Raw genomic sequence first — 17,487 nt, forward strand, 5'->3', positions numbered from 1 at the left:
AAATAAAAAATTACATAATATACCAATATAAATTAAATGATTTTTTGGATCTTTCGGTTAAAGAAATTTGAAAGCACCGGTGAATATTGTAACAGATGTTGAGTTTTTAAAAAGTAAAGAGAAGTCCCGCAGAACTTCTCCCATAATTTTAAAGTGTCATTAAAGATCAATTCTATGCTCATTTAGTAATTTTACTATTGTCTAATTGCAAAATTGCATTATAAATCCGATTCCTATTATTTTTATCAGTATATGCAAAAAAGTTATCCACTCTTTTTCTATACTTATCTTCCATACGACTATTATTTTTTATATAATAGATAACTTTATCAACTAAGCTATTATGATCTTCTATTACATCACCAAAACCCATTTTCTTATAATCATAGTAATCTAGTTTAAAATGATATGACTTCTCATATTGATAGTAGATTACAGGCTTTTTCTCGTACGCAAAATCAAACGCAACAGATGAAAAATCAGTAATCATTATATTAGAAGAATTAAATAACATTTGATAGCTGCTGTTATAGTCGGCAAACTCTACATACTCATGCTTTTCAAAATCTACCATTTGTTGTTGAATGTCCGGGTGCGGGAAAAAAGTTATCTTATAATTATTATTCTTAGCAAATTCGATTAGCCGCTCATCATTAATCAAGGCATTATATCTAGCAAAGTATTCACTGTCTTTAAATTTCGGATTGTACGGTCTTACTCCTTTTGCCTGATCTTTCGGTAATACTATATCCTTTCTCCAAGTAGGCATTATTAGAAGCTGCTTTTCCCCTTCACTTTTCTTAAGATTATCGTATCTCGGAAATCCACCCAAAAAGATATTTTCTTTTTTATAATTGTAATTCCCTTTCACAATAGACCGATATTCATGTTTCGCTGAAGTGACTAATAATTTGATATTCTTACTGTATTTATTTAACCATTCGGAATGATCAGCCATTGTTATTCCGTGCTGTAAAAAGACAAATTGAAAATTAAATAAATCTCTAAAATAAATCTCCATATTGAAAAATGGATTTACAACCCATATATCTGCATGTGTCGATATTACCTTGGAAGATGATAAGGTCAAAATTTTATGTCTAAGAGATCTGTATGGTATAACTTTTCCGTATTTTTTAATTCGGTCGTAATCTTTGCTATCCTTTTTTATTATAAAGTATTTTTTTACCCCATCATTCTTGCTGATGGCATATTTATAAAGGTGCTCGGCATTATCATCAGCTTTATCCTGTCTGTCTATGAATAACCATACTGGTTTTCTATTGAAAATAGTGAAAACATGATGTGCCACCCTAGCAAGCATAGCCTTTTTAATAGCTGATTTTCGTTTCTTTGATTTCCCCCCTATTTTATTAAGGGATTTTAAGAAACGAAACTCTTTTATAAATCTATTTTTAACATTGTTTTGTTCGAACATTAATTTTTTATAATTGTAATAAAAGATGTTATCTTTTTTAGCCGCATAAGAATTAAATAGATCATTTGACAAACCCGAGAACTTAAAGAAGCGAAGCTTTGCCATTTTTCTTTTTTTACCTTTAGTTATGAAAAATTCAATATGATGATTGTCTGCAAGATAGCTTTTGGGAATATCTATAGAAAAACCAGGATATTTTTTTATTACTTCTCCTAAACTAATATAATCATTATGCCGTCTTTTTATATTCTTTGCTTTTATCTTTACATCTCCAATTTTAGCATAAAAATTAAAACCTTTAGAATCAAAAAGAGAGCTCCAAAAACCTTCTATGTGAATAGAATTCTCATTTTCTTCTAAAATCTCAATAGTTAGAGTTTGATTCGATAATTTCGAAACAATTTTTCCTTCTCTGTATAAATAATAATCCTGTTCAGTTTCTCTTTCATATACATACCTACTATAATTTTCACCATGTTTTATTTTTAAAGCATGGTATAGATAAAAATGACTTACACTTTTTGTTTCAATGATGACATCGTCGTCAATATACGACAATACTTCTCGAATCAACGTTAAAAATTCGCGGTATTCATTTTCATCTAATGGTGTTTCACTAATATCCTTAATCAATAATTTCCACTTCAAATCATGCATAACCATATATTGAAGAAACAAAGGTATCTTCTGTTCTTGGTTCTTTGTGATGTCAATTAAATTCTTAGAAAATGTTATAAGTGAATGGTTAAACCAATTCTTATTTGCTTTAGCAGTCTGCATGGCAGAAGATCCATCTTCTCTAACTCTATAGTGGTATTTTGCCTCCTTAACCAGACCATATTTTTTCTTTTGCGATATAATTAAATTAACTAGTTTGGCATCTTCACCTATTTTACAGTTTTCATCAAACCTGATATTTTTTAAAGCTTCTTTTTTTATAAATGTAGAACAACAATGAGTTAATATATGATGTGGTTCTTTTTCCACATCCAATATTCTTGTAGAGGAAAACTTATTATTTAGATTATGTTCTCCGGTTCTTCCTTCTTCAAAAAAAATAGGGATTGCTACTATATCAATTTCATTCTTATATTGATTAAAGAAGTTTAAAACATTTTCGAATGTTTCTTCTGAAACTAAGTCATCCGGATCTAAAAATTGAATATACCTGCCTTCAGCATAATTTAATCCGTAATTTCGCGCACTGCTCACTCCGCCATTCTGTTTCTTTACATACACAATATTATTCGGATATTTTTGAGCATATTCTTTACAAATGATCTCACTTTTATCAGGGCTATCATCATTCACAAGTATTAATTGAATATTCTCAAAACCTATAGTCTGGTTAATGACACTTTCTATAGCATCGGTCAGATATAACTCAACATTATAAATCGGCATTATAACACTGAAATCATAGTTAAAACTCTTTTCGTCCATAAAAGATTACTCCTAACAAAATGTTTATATGAAATATGAATTCGGGTAAATAAAAGTGAAAAACAAAGAGAGTGCTAAATTTCCGAAAAAACATGATTAGTTTAGTAAAATGTATTAAAAGCATTCCTTACCTAATTTTTAAAAACTACTTTTTTCATCAAACTTTTAAAAATGTTTACATGGTTAAGTTCTAAAATATCATTTGGTGTTTTTAGAACAAAGTCAAATGCAAAGGCCCAAATCGGTATTTCAACAACAAAGCCAGCATATCTAAAATCTCTTAATTTATATCCCCATACTTCAATTGTTTTTTTCAGTTCTTTTCGTTCGCATTTTTTTAATCTATTAAAATATTTTATATAAACACCATCATTTTCTTGCATCTCATAATACTGGTTTATAAAGTGTCCTGTTAATTCGAGTTTAAGCCCTTTTATTTTTGTTGAAGTAACAGTACATGAACTTTGCAGTACTCTTTCTTTTTTTATATTTTCAAGAGCTTCTATATTAGCTTCTAATAAGTAATACATAAATTCTTTATAGTATATGGGCATATCTTGTTCTTTTATAAATTGCGGTTCAATAAATCTTAAAATTTTAATAAAATCATCAACAAAATCTTTTTGTTCTTGTTGGTTTAAAACAGACTTATAGATATCTCTATAATTCGGATATAAAAACAGTTTTATATGATATACAATTAAAAATTGCAAATAAGGCAGAACTATATCATATTTTTTTATTGAATCCATCAACAAAGTCATGTAACATGCATTCAACAAATATGTGTACCTTTTTTTATTAAACCATGAACGATCAACTAATGAGTTCTGTTCTTTTCGTTTTCTATAAAAATACTTTCCTTCTGCAACTGCTCCGTATTTTTTTTCTTTCAGCAATAACTGGTTAAAAAAAATTGCGTCTTCCCAAAACTTTATAGATTCATCAAACAGGGCGGAACTCTTTAGTGTATGTCTTCTGTAAAAAGTGCCGCCAATATAAAAATGAATAGCTTTATAATCGTTGAGAATATTTATCACTCTTGTTCCTTTTTCAAATTTATTATTTAACTTATGTTCGCCTTCTTTTTCACCTGTGTAATAAACAGGTAATACTGCAATATTTACATCTTTGAAATCACAAAAAAATTCATAAACACTTTCCAGCGCATTTTGAGAGAATTCATCGTCAGAATCAAGAAAACCAATGAATTTAGATTTTTCACTTACATTTGATAACCCACAATTTCTTGCTGCAGAAGGCCCGGAATTTTCAATTTTCATGATTTTAATATTATTAGGATATAGATTTTTAAAGGATTCACAAATTTCAGGACTGCTGTCAACACTGCCATCATCTATTAATATCAGTTCTATATTTCCCTTAAATCCAATTGACTGGTTAATGACACTCTCTATTGAGTTTCTTAAATAATTCTCAGAATTATATATTGGCATTATTATAGAAAACATGTTAGTACCTCTTTATTTAGAAGTTAAAGGATCGTTTCAATTACTCTTTTAGAAGCCTTGCCATCTTCTAAATCGCGAAACTTATTATAAAAATCCTCATAGTTATGAATCTTATAAGGATTATGTAAAACTCTTTTACTGTTTTTATAAGTAAGCCCTAACTAATAAACTTCTGTATTTTTTAAAATAAAAGATTTCATCAGGAACTTGTTAAAGAGTAAATAATTTTTATTTGTGCAAACAAGAAAAAAAGAAGCAACTGAATTACTTCAAGCCTCTTTTAGTTAGTGCTTAAAATAGCCATGCCTTTTTGATTTGGGGTAGTTGGGATGCTTTCTGTTCTCGGAAGATAAATGACCTCACAATACTTCCTTTAAAAATCAAATTTCCCTTTCCAGTTTTCACCGATGACAAATCTATCTACTTTTGAATATCCGAATTTTTTCCTAGTTTTTTTCAGTAATAACTTCATTAACAAAATCGATTGTTTCTAAATAAATTTCCGATGTTCATAAGAAGATGCTATCAAATTAAATTCATCTGTAGACAATCCTACGTAAGTAATTACCCAGATTTTTTGCTCTTTCCAGCAGCTTCATATGTCCGTAGTGAAATAAATCAATGTTCCATACGTTATCACTTTATTCATGAGATAACATCACCTTCCAATCGTTTTCAACTGAGAGTACCAGCAAAAAACCAAAAACTTTAACAGATTGTTTATCATTTCGACATATTTTTTTACGTACCATTAATAATGAACAATAATAGCATAAGTTCCTATAAAAGTTAAGGCTCTTTAAAAATGTCAATCACCAGTATTTTTTGGTATCACCGTTGTATTGATGTATATTTTTTACAGGTCAAATATCTTGTCTATACACATTATAACAAGTTTTCTATTTCGGAAAAATCGATTCTTTTGTCGCGTTTTTAAGTGAAATGATTTTCTTTCCGCTGTGTCATTTATTCTATACACCCTCCTCATATTAATTCATCGTCAAAACGTGAAGGAATTGTAATAAAAAGTTCCTAGATTTTTGTGGTAAGATAGAGCAAAATGTTTTCAGGCTAAGAGGCTTTAATCAAACTATATGAATGAGACGTGTTTTTATAGAAATATAGATGAAAAGGAGGGTTGATACGATACAAACGAAACCCATAAATTAATTAGTTAAAGGGAAAACCGAGCTTCTTGAGAAAGTGAAAAAAGCTTCTAATCTGGCTGACATTCACTATATCCGCCAAAAGGAGCCTAAAGGACTCGGACACGCTGTCTGGTGCGCACACAACTTTATCGGCGATGAGCCATTTGCGGTTCTGCTTGGAGACGATATTGTTCAAGCAGAAACACCAGGATTGCGCCAATTAATGGATGAATACGAAAAAACACTATCTTCTATTATCGGTGTTCAGCAAGTTCCTGAAGAAGAAACACACCGCTACGGCATTATCGACCCGCTGACAAGTGAAGGCCGCCGGTATCAGGTGAAAAACTTCGTTGAGAAGCCGGCTAAAGGCACCGCACCTTCTAACCTTGCTATCTTAGGACGCTACGTATTCACGCCTGAGATTTTCATGTACTTAGAAGAACAGCAAGTTGGCGCAGGCGGAGAAATTCAGCTGACAGACGCCATTCAAAAGCTGAATGAAATCCAAAGAGTGTTTGCTTACGATTTTGAAGGCAAGCGCTATGATGTTGGTGAAAAGCTTGGCTTTATCACAACAACTCTTGAGTTTGCGATGCAGGATAAAGAGCTTCGCGAGCAGCTCGTTCCATTTATGGAAGGTTTGCTAAACAAAGAAGAAATCTAAACAAAAAGGCTATTGGACATTCATCCAATAGCCTTTTTTATTTCGACATCAAGGTCAGTGTATGCTCTTCATTATCAACTGCGAAGACCTGATCAGCTGTATTCACAAGAAAACGATCCTTGCTGCTGTCATACAAAACATCGCTGTCACTTAAAGACAATGACGCCGGCGTAACAGAAGAAATGCTATGGAAGATAAGCTCTGATGCCTTATCATTCTCCAGCACATAACTGATTTTTTCATAATCAAAATTCAGCGTTTTTCTGCCGTCATCCGTATTTCCTTCAGTATAACCATTCAATTTAGATTGAATGCTGGTGCTGCTGTCTCCAAGGAATTTCAGGAAGTATTCATAGGAAGCCGCTGCGGCTTGCGGGACATAAGGCGTAAACGCAGCAGCCCGCAATTCAGCATGTTTCACGTTCGTTGCGACAGCGCTCTGTTTCACATAATAAGAGTGCCCGTCAAACTTTATTTTCGCTGCTTGTTTGCCTTTTGCAGCTACCGTCACTTTCGTACCGAATGGCAGTGTAACGTCAGCCTTCTTTTTCAAATCTTGATTCTTATAAACAGATGCTTTTTCAGCTGCAATAAACCCTTGCTTATTGACTGCGGTTAAGCGCTCCTCTGTCTTGCCTTTTGCATCACCATGATGGTTTTTCACTTCATTTTGCGGAATCGCGCCAAACGAAGCAATTGTACGAAGCGGGGCATTAAAGAACATCGTTCCCGCCATGAGGACAGTCAGAACAGACAAAATAGCAATTTGAATGGCATTAGCCAGTGATTTCGGCTGTTTCTTCTTTTTGCGGAAACGGGCAAACGCTTCAGGATCTTCTTTCTTCCGCTCTTCCGTTTGCTCTTTTTTATATGTCTCTTTTTCTTTTTTGGAGAGCTTATTAAACCAGTCAATAAACGCTTTATACTCTTTCACAACTGTTTTTGTTTCATCAAACATACGAAGCTCGCCGTAGTGCATCCAAGCGACGCGGTCACACATCTTTTCAATCTGGCCGATAGAGTGGCTGACAAAGAAAATGGTTTTCCCTTGCTTTTTAAACTCATTTATTCTGTCTACACACTTCTGATAAAACGTTTGGTCCCCTACGGAGAGCGCTTCGTCAATAATTAAGATATCAGGGTCAATATGCACGGAAATCGCGAAACCAAGACGCGACTTCATGCCGCTGGAATAGTTTTTAACCGGCTGATTAATAAAATCGCCAATCTCGGCAAATTCCACAATGCTGTCATACATATCATCAATTTCTTTATTGGTTAACCCCATCATCAAACACTTGAGCCGGACATTGTCCCGGCCCGTTAATTGATTATTTAAACCGGCCGCAATCGCAATCAGCGACGGCTGGCCGTTCATTTCAATTTCACCGCTGGTCGGCGGAATAATTTTAGCCAGCAGGTTAGACATAGTCGATTTCCCTGACCCGTTTATCCCCACAAAGCCGATTGTTTCTCCCTCATACACGTCAAAGGAGACATTCCGCACAGCAAAAAAACCATTATCCTTAGCCGGAAAAAACAATCCTTTAATCTTGTCCGATTGTTTTTTATACAAATGATACTGCTTTGAAACATTTCGAAACGAAACTTTTAGTTTCATCGTACAATCTCCTTACGTATTAAAGAAAGTCAACAAACTTGTCTCTGAATTTCATATGCAGGATAGAACCTACTAACAATAAAAGGAATGTCATTAGCCAGAAATACAGTGTGTACTTCATATCTTGGAAAAACCATTGGCCGTCTAAGAAGCTGTTGCGGAACCCATCGATAATGTAGAATAGTGGATTCAGCTTCAGAATAGGCACTAATTCGGGATGGCTATGACCGAGTTTCGCATTAACATCCCAAAAAATTGGCAACAAGAAAAACAAAAGTCTTGTTACGGCCTGCAGCAAAAATTGATAATCTCTAATCAGTACACTGATCGTTGAATTAAACAAACTAAACGAAAACATAAAAGCAATCATACAGATGAAGTAATAAATATATTGTAACCAATGCACACTCGGGAAAACACCATTAACTAGTAGTACAACGATATAAATCACCATCATGATAATATAACTAAATAAGTTAGATGCAATGGCCACGGATGGTAGAGAACTAATCGGAAAGTTCATTTTAGCCACCATATTAATGCGCTTAAAAACACTGTTTGAACCATCAAGTATAGTTGGACTGATAAAAAACCATGGGATTAATCCTGCCAGCATCCAAATAATAAAAGGCACTTCGCCCGCTCCGGTTGTAACAGGACCACCTTTTCTAATCCCCATACCAAATACGAACCAGTAGGCCAGCATTTGGATAAGCGGGTTTAAAAACTGCCATAAGACACCTAAATAATTCATTTGATATTTAGACTTGGTTTCATAAGCCGCCAATCTCAAAATTAAAGGAAATGACGTTATTTGCTCTCTGAGTATTCGCAACAAATCATTCATTTTTTATCTTCCTTAGACTTAGTTGTTTTTGGGAATCTTTCGGTTTTAAAAATTTGAAAGCACCGCTGATTATTGTAACAGATCCTGCATTTTTTTTCACTTCTCAACAAAGTATCTAAAAAGCTGCCGAAATATCGACAGCTATACATTTTACATAATATAGGAAATCATTCAGCTTTAAATACAGTTTTAACAACCTTTTCCGATGAATGTCCTGACTCTAAATAGCAAAACTTATCATAAAAAGGACCAAAAGAAACCGGAAGCTTATAATCAGGCGATGAGATCTGCTTGATAGCCTTAATCGTTTCTTCAGTAGTTTTCACCAATGGACCAGGAGCTTCTTTTTCAAAATCAAAATAAAAACCACGCAACTTATCACGGTAGGTTTCGATGTCAGGGACAAAGAAAAGCATTGGACGTTTTAAATTTGCAAAATCAAAGAATACTGAAGAATAATCAGTAATCAGCAAATCAGAAACCATATACAATTCTCGAATATCCTCATAAGCAGAAAAATCAAATGCAAATCCCTCAAAAGGCCCCAAATCAAAATTCTCAGCTACCAGATAATGCATTCTTAAGATCACAATATACTCATTTCCAAGTTCTTGTCTAAGCTGATGCAAGTCTAAATCGAGGTCGAACTTATAACGCCCTTTTGCATAAAACTGATCATCTCTCCATGTAGGAGCATATAAAATGACCTTTTTATCACTAGGAATATTTAATCTGCGCTTTATCAATGATATTGTTTCTTTGTTATTATCATTGTGAAGAAAATCGTTTCTAGGATATCCAGACTCAATCATTGTTTTATTAAACTGAAACGCCCGTGCGAAGATCTCAGTTGAATAGCCATTTGGCGAAACCAAGTAATCCCAATTAGAAGCTTCTTTGATAAAATTCTTTTTATATTTTTTGGTATTCGTACCAGGCATATGGACTTCATCCATATCCATTGCAAGCCTTTTTAATGGCGTGCCATGCCATGTTTGTAAATATGTTGTGTGCTTAGGTTTTGGAATCCACAACGGAAGCCTGCTGTTAACAACCCAGTACTCAGCTCTAGCCATAGCGAATAGCCATTTTATCGAAAGACGACTAATATAAGGAATTCCCTTTTCGTCAAATGGCGCTGAATATTGTTTATTTACACTCCAGTACATTTTATACTCAGGGTGGTTTTCCCGCATATATTCATAAATCGCTCTCGGATTACAACTGTATTGTTTCCCATTAAAACTTTCAAAAATGACTGTTTTCCTTTTAACTGGCATTCTGCTTGCCATCACGAATAGTGATTTGTATGTTTTAGTGATAAACTTGTTTCTCATTTTCGCGATCTTTTTTATTTTTGATACTAATCTCTTCTTCTTTCCTTTAACAAAGTATTTAATCCTTGTCTTAAGGCTGTAGTCGTTTACTCTGATACCTAGAGTCTGCTTTTTCTTTTTCTTAAAGACCTCGTAACGAACTGGTGCGTTGTTTGTTTTTATAACACTTACTAGTCCTTTTAATTTGTTTTTTCGATCTCCTAGAACAAGAGCAGTGCTGTTAAACTGAATATCCGTTCCTTCATCGTCAATGCATATATATTCCATAAAAAGACGATAAACATAACGTTTTTCATTTGAGAAAGGAATTTCTTTCAAAGGCACTTTCACTTCAAAATCATACAATTCCGGGACAAAACCGTCTGCTCTCATGTTTTCAAGCCCTTGATTTTTTCTTTCAATCTGGATTGGAAACTTTTCCTCAACAGGCGTTTCTCCGCCTTTTTTCAAAATGAGGTTCAAGTCTTTTATCCGGTATTGATTTTCAGAACTCAGGTAACCCGCATAGCCTGCTATTGTTATTTCCTCAGAGTTAATCTCAATTTGATTAAACCTAATGATTTTAGATTCTCTTTTCACCTTAATAGAAAAATTGCCTTTATCAGTTGTATATGGTAAAATTAAAAGTTCTGTGGTTTGATCAACGTGATAAGCTCGCTCTATTGAATCCACTTCAGCAGAAAGACGCTTCAATAATGGTTCCTGCTCCACATCATATTTGTTTCGAAATTCAACATAAAAGTCATATGTTTGTCCCATTTCCACAGGAATAGGAAAAACATGAATATTCACATCAGCTTTATACTCTAATGAGCCAGTGTTTTGAAGCGAAAACTCAGATTCTGTTCCAGAGCGTCTCTCTTTCAGCTTTAAAAATAACTGATGATCCTCTAAAAATTGTTGTTCTGAATCAATTGAGATCAACAATTCAAGTTTTCCTAAATTGTTTTTCAAGCTTTTCAAAATACATTTAATCACAGTGTTTTCAATCATTACTTTTTTCTGCTCCTCTGTATAAAAGCTCTTTCCTTTTTGCTTCCTTTTAATAGTGTCAACGACTAAGGATTACCCAGCAAAATAAATTATCTTTCTTTTATTTCCGTGGTCCTCCAAGAGAAATTCCCTTTAACTGTTGTATATGGCTCTACTCTATAGCCATTATCAGTAACTATATTGTTTTCTGGCAACTTTGTTCCTTCACTCGAAAGTCTGCGCATTGTTTTAATATTACCATTTGCATTGAAAAGAATATAAAAATCAATCACTTGAGTTTTATTGGCTGCTATCTTCTCAATATTTACATCTTTTTTCAGGTCAATTATAAAGAGCTGATCATTTTGTAAGTTTGTTGAAATAATTTCAGCCTTATTTTTTCTGTCCAAGCCCACTAACCTTATTGTAATAGAATCATCATAATCAAAATTTTCAATGTTGATTTCTATTTTGCTTTTATCTGAATCCTCGGTATAAGAACTAATAGATGGTTCTTTTTTTCCAATCGTTTTAGAGAGCTTCTCTCTTTTCACACGCACCTCAATCATCTGATTAAGGGCAAAAGCCCAATTTTCAATATAGTTGGGTCTTGAATATTTTTCGGCCATTTTAAAGGCTTGTTCTGAAAATTTCTGATGAGTACTTTCATCTTTCATTAAAGAGATAATAGCTTGACCCAATTTCTCTATATTATACTGTTCAATGACATATCCATTAACTCCATCAGTAACTAAACTACTTGCTCCATAATCATAATCATACGTTACAACTGGGCAACCATTACTCAGCGCCTCCATATTTGAGAGACCGAACCCTTCAAAATGAGAGGTTGAAATGGTTAGCCAAGCTTTTTGAAATTCTGAGTCAGGGTTCTCTGTATATCCTTTCAAAAAGACATTACTCTGCAGTTTATTATCTTCAATCTCTTTTTTTATTTTTTCAAAATCTTCGCCCGATCCAAATATATCAAGTTTTGCTTCAGGAATTTCTTTTACGACTAGGCCAAAAGCTTTTACTGCATGTATCAGATTCTTCATAGATGCAAGTCTTGAAATAATTACAGCTTTGTATTTTTCACTCGGTACATTCAATACATCAGGATTAAGCGGCTTATCAATTGTATGCGGAGTAAAGAAAAACGTCTCTTGTTCCCCTGAGATTAATTTAAAATCTTCTAGCTGTTCCTCAGTTATAAAAAAGACAGCATCCAAATTATACATCTGACTAAATACTTCTTTATAGCGGCCCTTAATTTGATATTTATTGTTACCGTAATGTTTGTTATGGATGATTGCTCCATAATACGAAGAAGGAGATTTTTTCACTTTAAAAACATGTTTGTCTTGCGGTCTGCTGTCCACTAAAAACAACTTAGGTTTATCATTTTCGTTTTGCAGATGTTCTATCCAATATTGACGCAGTTCTGATTCATCTTTTACTTTAATCTCACCCTCAAGGGAGTACCAAATAATATGAGATAATTGAACATCCTTTTCTTCATTGTTCCATACATAGAGTTTGTCTAAATATACTTGATTTTTGTCATTAATATATTCCTGCAGATACATCTTGTTTAACTGCACATCATAATGAGTAACAAGAACTAAATTTCCGTTCTTCGTATATTCCTCTCTCTTTATAAGTTGGTTTTCATCGTTCCAATAGTCGACATAACGGATAGTCTCGTTATCTCCATAGTAAACTACAGAAATTTCATTATTCTTCTTACCAAACAATCTTGACACAGTTTTTGCAAACTTCCCCATACCAGCTTGCTTTTTTACCTGATCAAGGCCTATCCTTTCGTCGTATAATCTCTTCCCATTTGTTCTTTCACTTAAAAAATCATCGAATAGATTAATAACACTCGTGAGTTTTTTATCAATCTTTCCGTTGCTGTACAATTCGTCAATCTTTAAAGACAACTCTAGATCAAAACGAAACGTCAAGAAAAATGTATTCTGATTACACTCTTCTCCAAATAATTTAGAACGCAATAATAATGATTTCGTTAAACCGCCATAATTACTTGGCAGACCACCAGAGATAAAATAATAATTCATGTCAGGAATTTGTTTTATATTAGATTCACTCACCGCATGTAAAGACAATTTCTTACTCCCTTTCGGCATCTAGAATATATGATCATTGAAATTTATATCTACCCGGTGCATTAGCCACAAAAACCAATGTAAGCATCAAAAAGTACTTCTTATTTCAATAAGAAGTACTTTAATTAGATATTAAACCAATGATATCAGGATCCTAAATTATAAACCAGCAATTTCCTCTTTAATCTTTGTTGTAGAGATGCCTTCAGTTCTCGGAAGGTATACAACCTCACACTGATCTTTGAGAAAGTCAAATTTGCCTTCCCAGTCATCCCCCATAACAAAAACATCAATATTATGATCAATAATGTCTTGCTTTTTTTGCTCCCAGTTTTTTTCAGGAATTACTTCATCCACATATCGAATAGTTTCTAAAATTAATTTGCGGTGCTCATAGCTATGATAAGCCTTTTTTTGCTTTTGTAAATTGAATTCATCCGTTGAGATTGCTACAACTAAATAATCACCAAGCTGCTTTGCACGCTCAAGCAATTTAATGTGACCCCAATGCAATAAATCAAAAGTTCCATATGTGATGACTTTCTTCATTTAATGAAACGCTCCTTCCTAATGTTAAACACTATTATAAAACACTACTGTCGTTAGCGATTGAATTTAAAAAACCCTGTAATTCTTAGAAGTGTATTCCTTATATCGACATATTTCACGTATGTCTTCACTGATCACTAATTATAGCATACCGCCTAAAAAAGGTTAAGTGCTCACGCCGAGAAAAACATGCCAAAATATGTAACGACACTCAAACTCCCTTAGCACCAAGGATTGTTATTCATTCGTTCATTCAATTGTAAAATTGGAAACATATTTAAATTTAATGTAAAGATAATGTTAAGTCTTTGTTGACCATTTATGTTAAAATATAAGGTAGGCTGAATATGCTTTTAAACTCTTGGTTTTTCACTAAATAAAATAGAATCTTATAGGGAAGGAGGAGCCAGACATGCAAACAGAGACTATTCATCATATTCCTTATGTTAACAGCAACTTAACATCATTCATCAATTACCTGGAGAAACATTATATTGATCAGAAAATCGGTGCTGTCATTTCCACTGTCAATCCTGAAATTGCATTTGCAGCTATTAGAGATCGGGACTACTTTGATATACTATCTTCTTCTAATTTCATTTTGCCTGATGGCATCGGTGTAGTCATGATGTCCCGTTTGACTAACAACAGGCTTCAGTCCCGAATCGCAGGTTACGATGTTTTCAAAGAACTTCTCGGTTTAGCTGACAAAAAGAAAAAACGTATATTTTTGTACGGTGCGAAGAAAGATGTTATAAAAGGTGTTGTATCCAAAATTTCTTCTGAATACCCAAACATTCAAATTGCAGGTTATTCAGACGGTTATGTCCAAGACCGCACCATAGTGGCAAAACAAATTGCAAAAACAAATCCAGATATGGTATTCGTAGCGTTAGGGTATCCTCATCAAGAGAAATTTATTCATAACTACAGACACTTGTTCCCTAAAGCTGTATCTATAGGTCTCGGCGGAAGCTTTGATGTATTTAGCGGAAATGTCAAACGGGCTCCTTCTTGGATGATACGTTTAAATTTAGAATGGTTCTACCGTTTAATCTTGAATCCATGGCGATGGAAGAGAATGCTTAGCATCCCAAAATATGCTTTAGCAGTCATAAAAGAAGAAAAAAACAAAAAAACTTTTTATCCAAAGCCTGAAAAAGATCACACAAAACAGATATAAAACGAAATTTTTATATAAGTGGATTGATAAAAATGAAAATAAGATCACTACTGGCGAATTGCTATTTGTATTTTTTATCGGCAATCGCCTTTTTTCTGCAATGGGTGAAACCTGAAAACAATGTGACCCTCCTTATCTCATTTGAAGCAAATGCAAAAGCGATTTTGGAGGAATATGAACAAGGTCAATACTCATATAACCTTAACATCCTGTATACTCAGCATGCATCCTCTATTGCTCAGAGATTCGCCAATTTAGATGCATATTTTTTAAAGGAAAAGAACCCTATTCACCTCATTAAAGCTGTATACCTTATGTTTAACAGCAAAGTTGTCATAACGGATAATTACTTTCTGTTAACAAGTGTATTAAATAATCGGAAGCAAACCAAGTGTATCCAAATATGGCATGCAAATGGCTCACTTAAAAAATTTGGTTTGGAAGACATTACAAATGTACAACGGACAAAAACTGATATTAAAAGGTTCAAAAGAGTATACAGCTCGTTTGATTATTTAACTGTTGGCTCTGATGAAATGGCAGATATCTTCAAGAAATCATTCGGAATAAAGGATCATCAATTATTAAAAATAGGTGTACCTTTAACAGACCCTTATTACCAGAAAAGTAAAAAGAGAAATTCAGATACTTTAAAATTTGAAAACAAAAAAATAATCCTCTATGCACCGACGTTTAGAGATTATGATATGCACTCAATTCAATTGCCTTTTACGGAAAAACAATTAATTCATCAGTTAAAAGGAGAATATGTTTTACTTGTTAAACTGCATCCCGCAATTCAAAACAATATAAATAATAAATATTCTAGTGATTATATCAAAGATGTTTCTAACTATGCCTTATATGACTTACTTATGGCTGCAGACATATTAGTCACTGACTATTCTTCTGTTCCCTTTGAATTTTCGATTTTAAATAAACCCATTCTTTTCTACACTTATGATTTACAGCTCTATCAAGAGAAACGGGGATTGGTTGATAACTATCTCTCTATAATACCTGGAAGAGCCTGTTATGAGAGTAAATCATTAATAAATGAAGTACAAACCCCATTTAATCATTCCAAAATAAAAGTTTTTTCTGATAAATGGAATAAGTATTCTAAAGGAAATTCAAGTGGGAATTTATTGAATTTCGTCGAAAATTTAATAAGCTAATTGTTAACACTTGTTCAAAAAGGAACAAGTGTTCTTTTTTCTCTTGACTACCGAACATATGTTTGTTTTAATGGATTTAGTTGCTTATAGCAGCAAATAATACTAGAGGTGGTAAAATTATGAGCAAAAAAGAACTATTTGATTTCACTAGCATCACTCCAAAATTATTTACTGAACTTCGTGTAGCGGACAAAACCGTACTCCAATCATTCAATTTCGATGAGAAAAACCATCAAATTTATACAACCCAAGTGGCAACTGGAATGGGAAAAGACAACACTCAAAGCTATCGCATCACACGTCTATCTTTTGAAGGGCTACAATTAGACAGCATGCTGCTGAAACATGGAGGCCATGGAACAAATATAGGCATTGAAAACCGTAATGGCACCATTTATATTTGGTCACTATACGATAGACCAAATGAAACAGATAAAAGCGATTTAGTTTGTTTCCCATATAAAGCAGGTGCAACTTTAGATGAAAATTCTAAAGAACTTCAAAGATTCTCAAATCTCCCTTTAAACCATAGGATTACACCTGCTCTTGATATGAAGAATAGACAATTGGCACTTAGACAGTACGATACAGATAATAATAAACAGTGGGTTAAAGTCTTTGATCTGGACGATGCAATAGCAAATAAAAACACTCCTCTTTATACTATTAATATTCCTGACGAACTACACTATTTACAAGGGTTCTTTTTAGATGACGGTTATTTATATTGGTATACAGGAGATACAAACAGCAAAAGCTATCCGAATCTCATTACTGTATTCGATTCTGCTAATAAAATAGTGCTGCAAAAAGAAATTAATGTAGGCAAAGACTTGTCTACTAGATACGAGAATAACTTCCGTGAACCAGAAGGGATCTGTATGTACACTAATCCTGAAACAGGGGCAAAATCATTAATGGTGGGAATTACAAGCGGAAAAGAAGGGAATCGTATAAGCAGAATTTATGCATACCATTCCTATGAAAACTTTATGAATCATGTACCAATGCTTCGATCTCCTTTATTAAAAACAGTGGGGCACCAAGATACACCTCCAGAAAGATTTCAGCCATTTATTCAAACCTTCATTTTAGAGTATAATGCTCAAAACAAAAAATGGATGGTTCCGACTTCAGGTTATTTACCATCTTACACATCAAATTTAGTCCGAAATATTACTATCAATGCAGATGGAAACTTGCAAGTTACATTAAATGAACGCTATATTAGTTTACTGCATCAATCGATTGAAGGAGATTTCCGCTTAAAGCAAAAGGATATCCGTATGGGATCCTGGTATTTTGCCGGCGGAGAAAAATCAAATGTACTTGAAATAGGCTTTATTAAAGGGAGTACAAAAATAAGACCTGATGATGCAGCCATCTCAAATGCTTCAAGAATGAGTATTTTTATGATTGTCGCGGACAAAATTGAAATCTGATCTACAAAAAGTCTGGAGCTATTACATAGCTCCAGACTTTTTCCTTTATATATAAATT

The 17,487-nt window shown here is 33.5% G+C and carries 10 protein-coding genes and 2 pseudogenes; 4 read left to right on the forward strand and 8 right to left on the reverse strand.

The features are described from left to right. Positions 1 to 178: 178 nt before the first annotated feature. From ggaB to EFK13_RS18365, 3 genes and pseudogenes are all read right to left on the reverse strand, one after another. Positions 179 to 2,881, reverse strand: coding sequence for a poly(glucosyl N-acetylgalactosamine 1-phosphate) glucosyltransferase (gene ggaB / locus EFK13_RS18355; protein WP_129507424.1), 2,703 nt, complete (start codon positions 2,879 to 2,881; stop codon positions 179 to 181). A 131-nt stretch (positions 2,882 to 3,012) separates the two neighbouring features. Next, positions 3,013 to 4,353 carry a glycosyltransferase family 2 protein gene (locus tag EFK13_RS18360; RefSeq protein ID WP_129507423.1) on the reverse strand — a complete coding sequence of 447 codons (1,341 nt, stop codon included), beginning with the start codon at positions 4,351 to 4,353 and terminating at the stop codon, positions 3,013 to 3,015. Positions 4,354 to 4,633: 280 nt separating this feature from the next. Then, positions 4,634 to 5,002 (reverse strand): annotated as a pseudogene (locus tag EFK13_RS18365) (adenylyltransferase/cytidyltransferase family protein). Positions 5,003 to 5,529: 527 nt separating this feature from the next. Here EFK13_RS18365 and EFK13_RS18370 point away from each other — a divergent pair. Continuing rightward, positions 5,530 to 6,168, forward strand: a pseudogene (locus tag EFK13_RS18370) (UTP--glucose-1-phosphate uridylyltransferase); the annotation flags it as partial. Between the two features lie 37 nt (positions 6,169 to 6,205). Here EFK13_RS18370 and tagH read toward each other — a convergent pair. The 5 genes from tagH to tagD form a co-directional block, all read right to left on the reverse strand. After that, positions 6,206 to 7,789, reverse strand: coding sequence for a teichoic acids export ABC transporter ATP-binding subunit TagH (tagH, locus tag EFK13_RS18375; RefSeq protein WP_129507414.1), 1,584 nt, complete (start codon positions 7,787 to 7,789; stop codon positions 6,206 to 6,208). A 19-nt stretch (positions 7,790 to 7,808) separates the two neighbouring features. After that, positions 7,809 to 8,636 (reverse strand): teichoic acids export ABC transporter permease subunit TagG, encoded by an 828-nt coding sequence (gene tagG / locus EFK13_RS18380; RefSeq protein ID WP_129507413.1) that lies wholly within the window; start codon positions 8,634 to 8,636, stop codon positions 7,809 to 7,811. A 167-nt stretch (positions 8,637 to 8,803) separates the two neighbouring features. Next, a complete protein-coding gene (gene tagF / locus EFK13_RS18385) occupies positions 8,804 to 10,966 on the reverse strand; it encodes a teichoic acid poly(glycerol phosphate) polymerase (RefSeq protein WP_240034936.1) in 2,163 nt (720 codons plus the stop codon). Between the two features lie 89 nt (positions 10,967 to 11,055). Beyond that, positions 11,056 to 13,077: an alpha-glucosyltransferase N-terminal domain-containing protein gene (locus EFK13_RS18390; RefSeq protein ID WP_129507411.1), complete on the reverse strand. Its 2,022-nt coding sequence runs from the start codon at positions 13,075 to 13,077 to the stop codon at positions 11,056 to 11,058. A gap of 159 nt (positions 13,078 to 13,236) precedes the next feature. Then, the gene (gene tagD, locus EFK13_RS18395; RefSeq protein ID WP_003227921.1) at positions 13,237 to 13,626 is read right to left on the reverse strand and encodes a glycerol-3-phosphate cytidylyltransferase; all 390 of its coding nucleotides are present in this window, start codon (positions 13,624 to 13,626) and stop codon (positions 13,237 to 13,239) included. Between the two features lie 412 nt (positions 13,627 to 14,038). Between tagD and tagA the strand changes: the two genes are divergently transcribed. From tagA to EFK13_RS18410, 3 genes are all read left to right on the forward strand, one after another. Then, complete coding sequence (gene tagA, locus EFK13_RS18400) at positions 14,039 to 14,809, forward strand: N-acetylglucosaminyldiphosphoundecaprenol N-acetyl-beta-D- mannosaminyltransferase (RefSeq protein WP_129507410.1); 771 nt, start codon at positions 14,039 to 14,041, stop codon at positions 14,807 to 14,809. A 32-nt stretch (positions 14,810 to 14,841) separates the two neighbouring features. Continuing rightward, entirely contained in the window at positions 14,842 to 15,987 is a 1,146-nt protein-coding gene (locus tag EFK13_RS18405) for a CDP-glycerol glycerophosphotransferase family protein (RefSeq protein ID WP_129507409.1), read from the forward strand. A 119-nt stretch (positions 15,988 to 16,106) separates the two neighbouring features. Further along, entirely contained in the window at positions 16,107 to 17,429 is a 1,323-nt protein-coding gene (locus EFK13_RS18410; protein WP_129507408.1) for a phage baseplate protein, read from the forward strand. Positions 17,430 to 17,487 lie beyond the last annotated feature (58 nt).

The sequence above is a fragment of the Bacillus cabrialesii genome, assembly GCF_004124315.2.
Classification (GTDB): domain Bacteria; phylum Bacillota; class Bacilli; order Bacillales; family Bacillaceae; genus Bacillus; species Bacillus cabrialesii.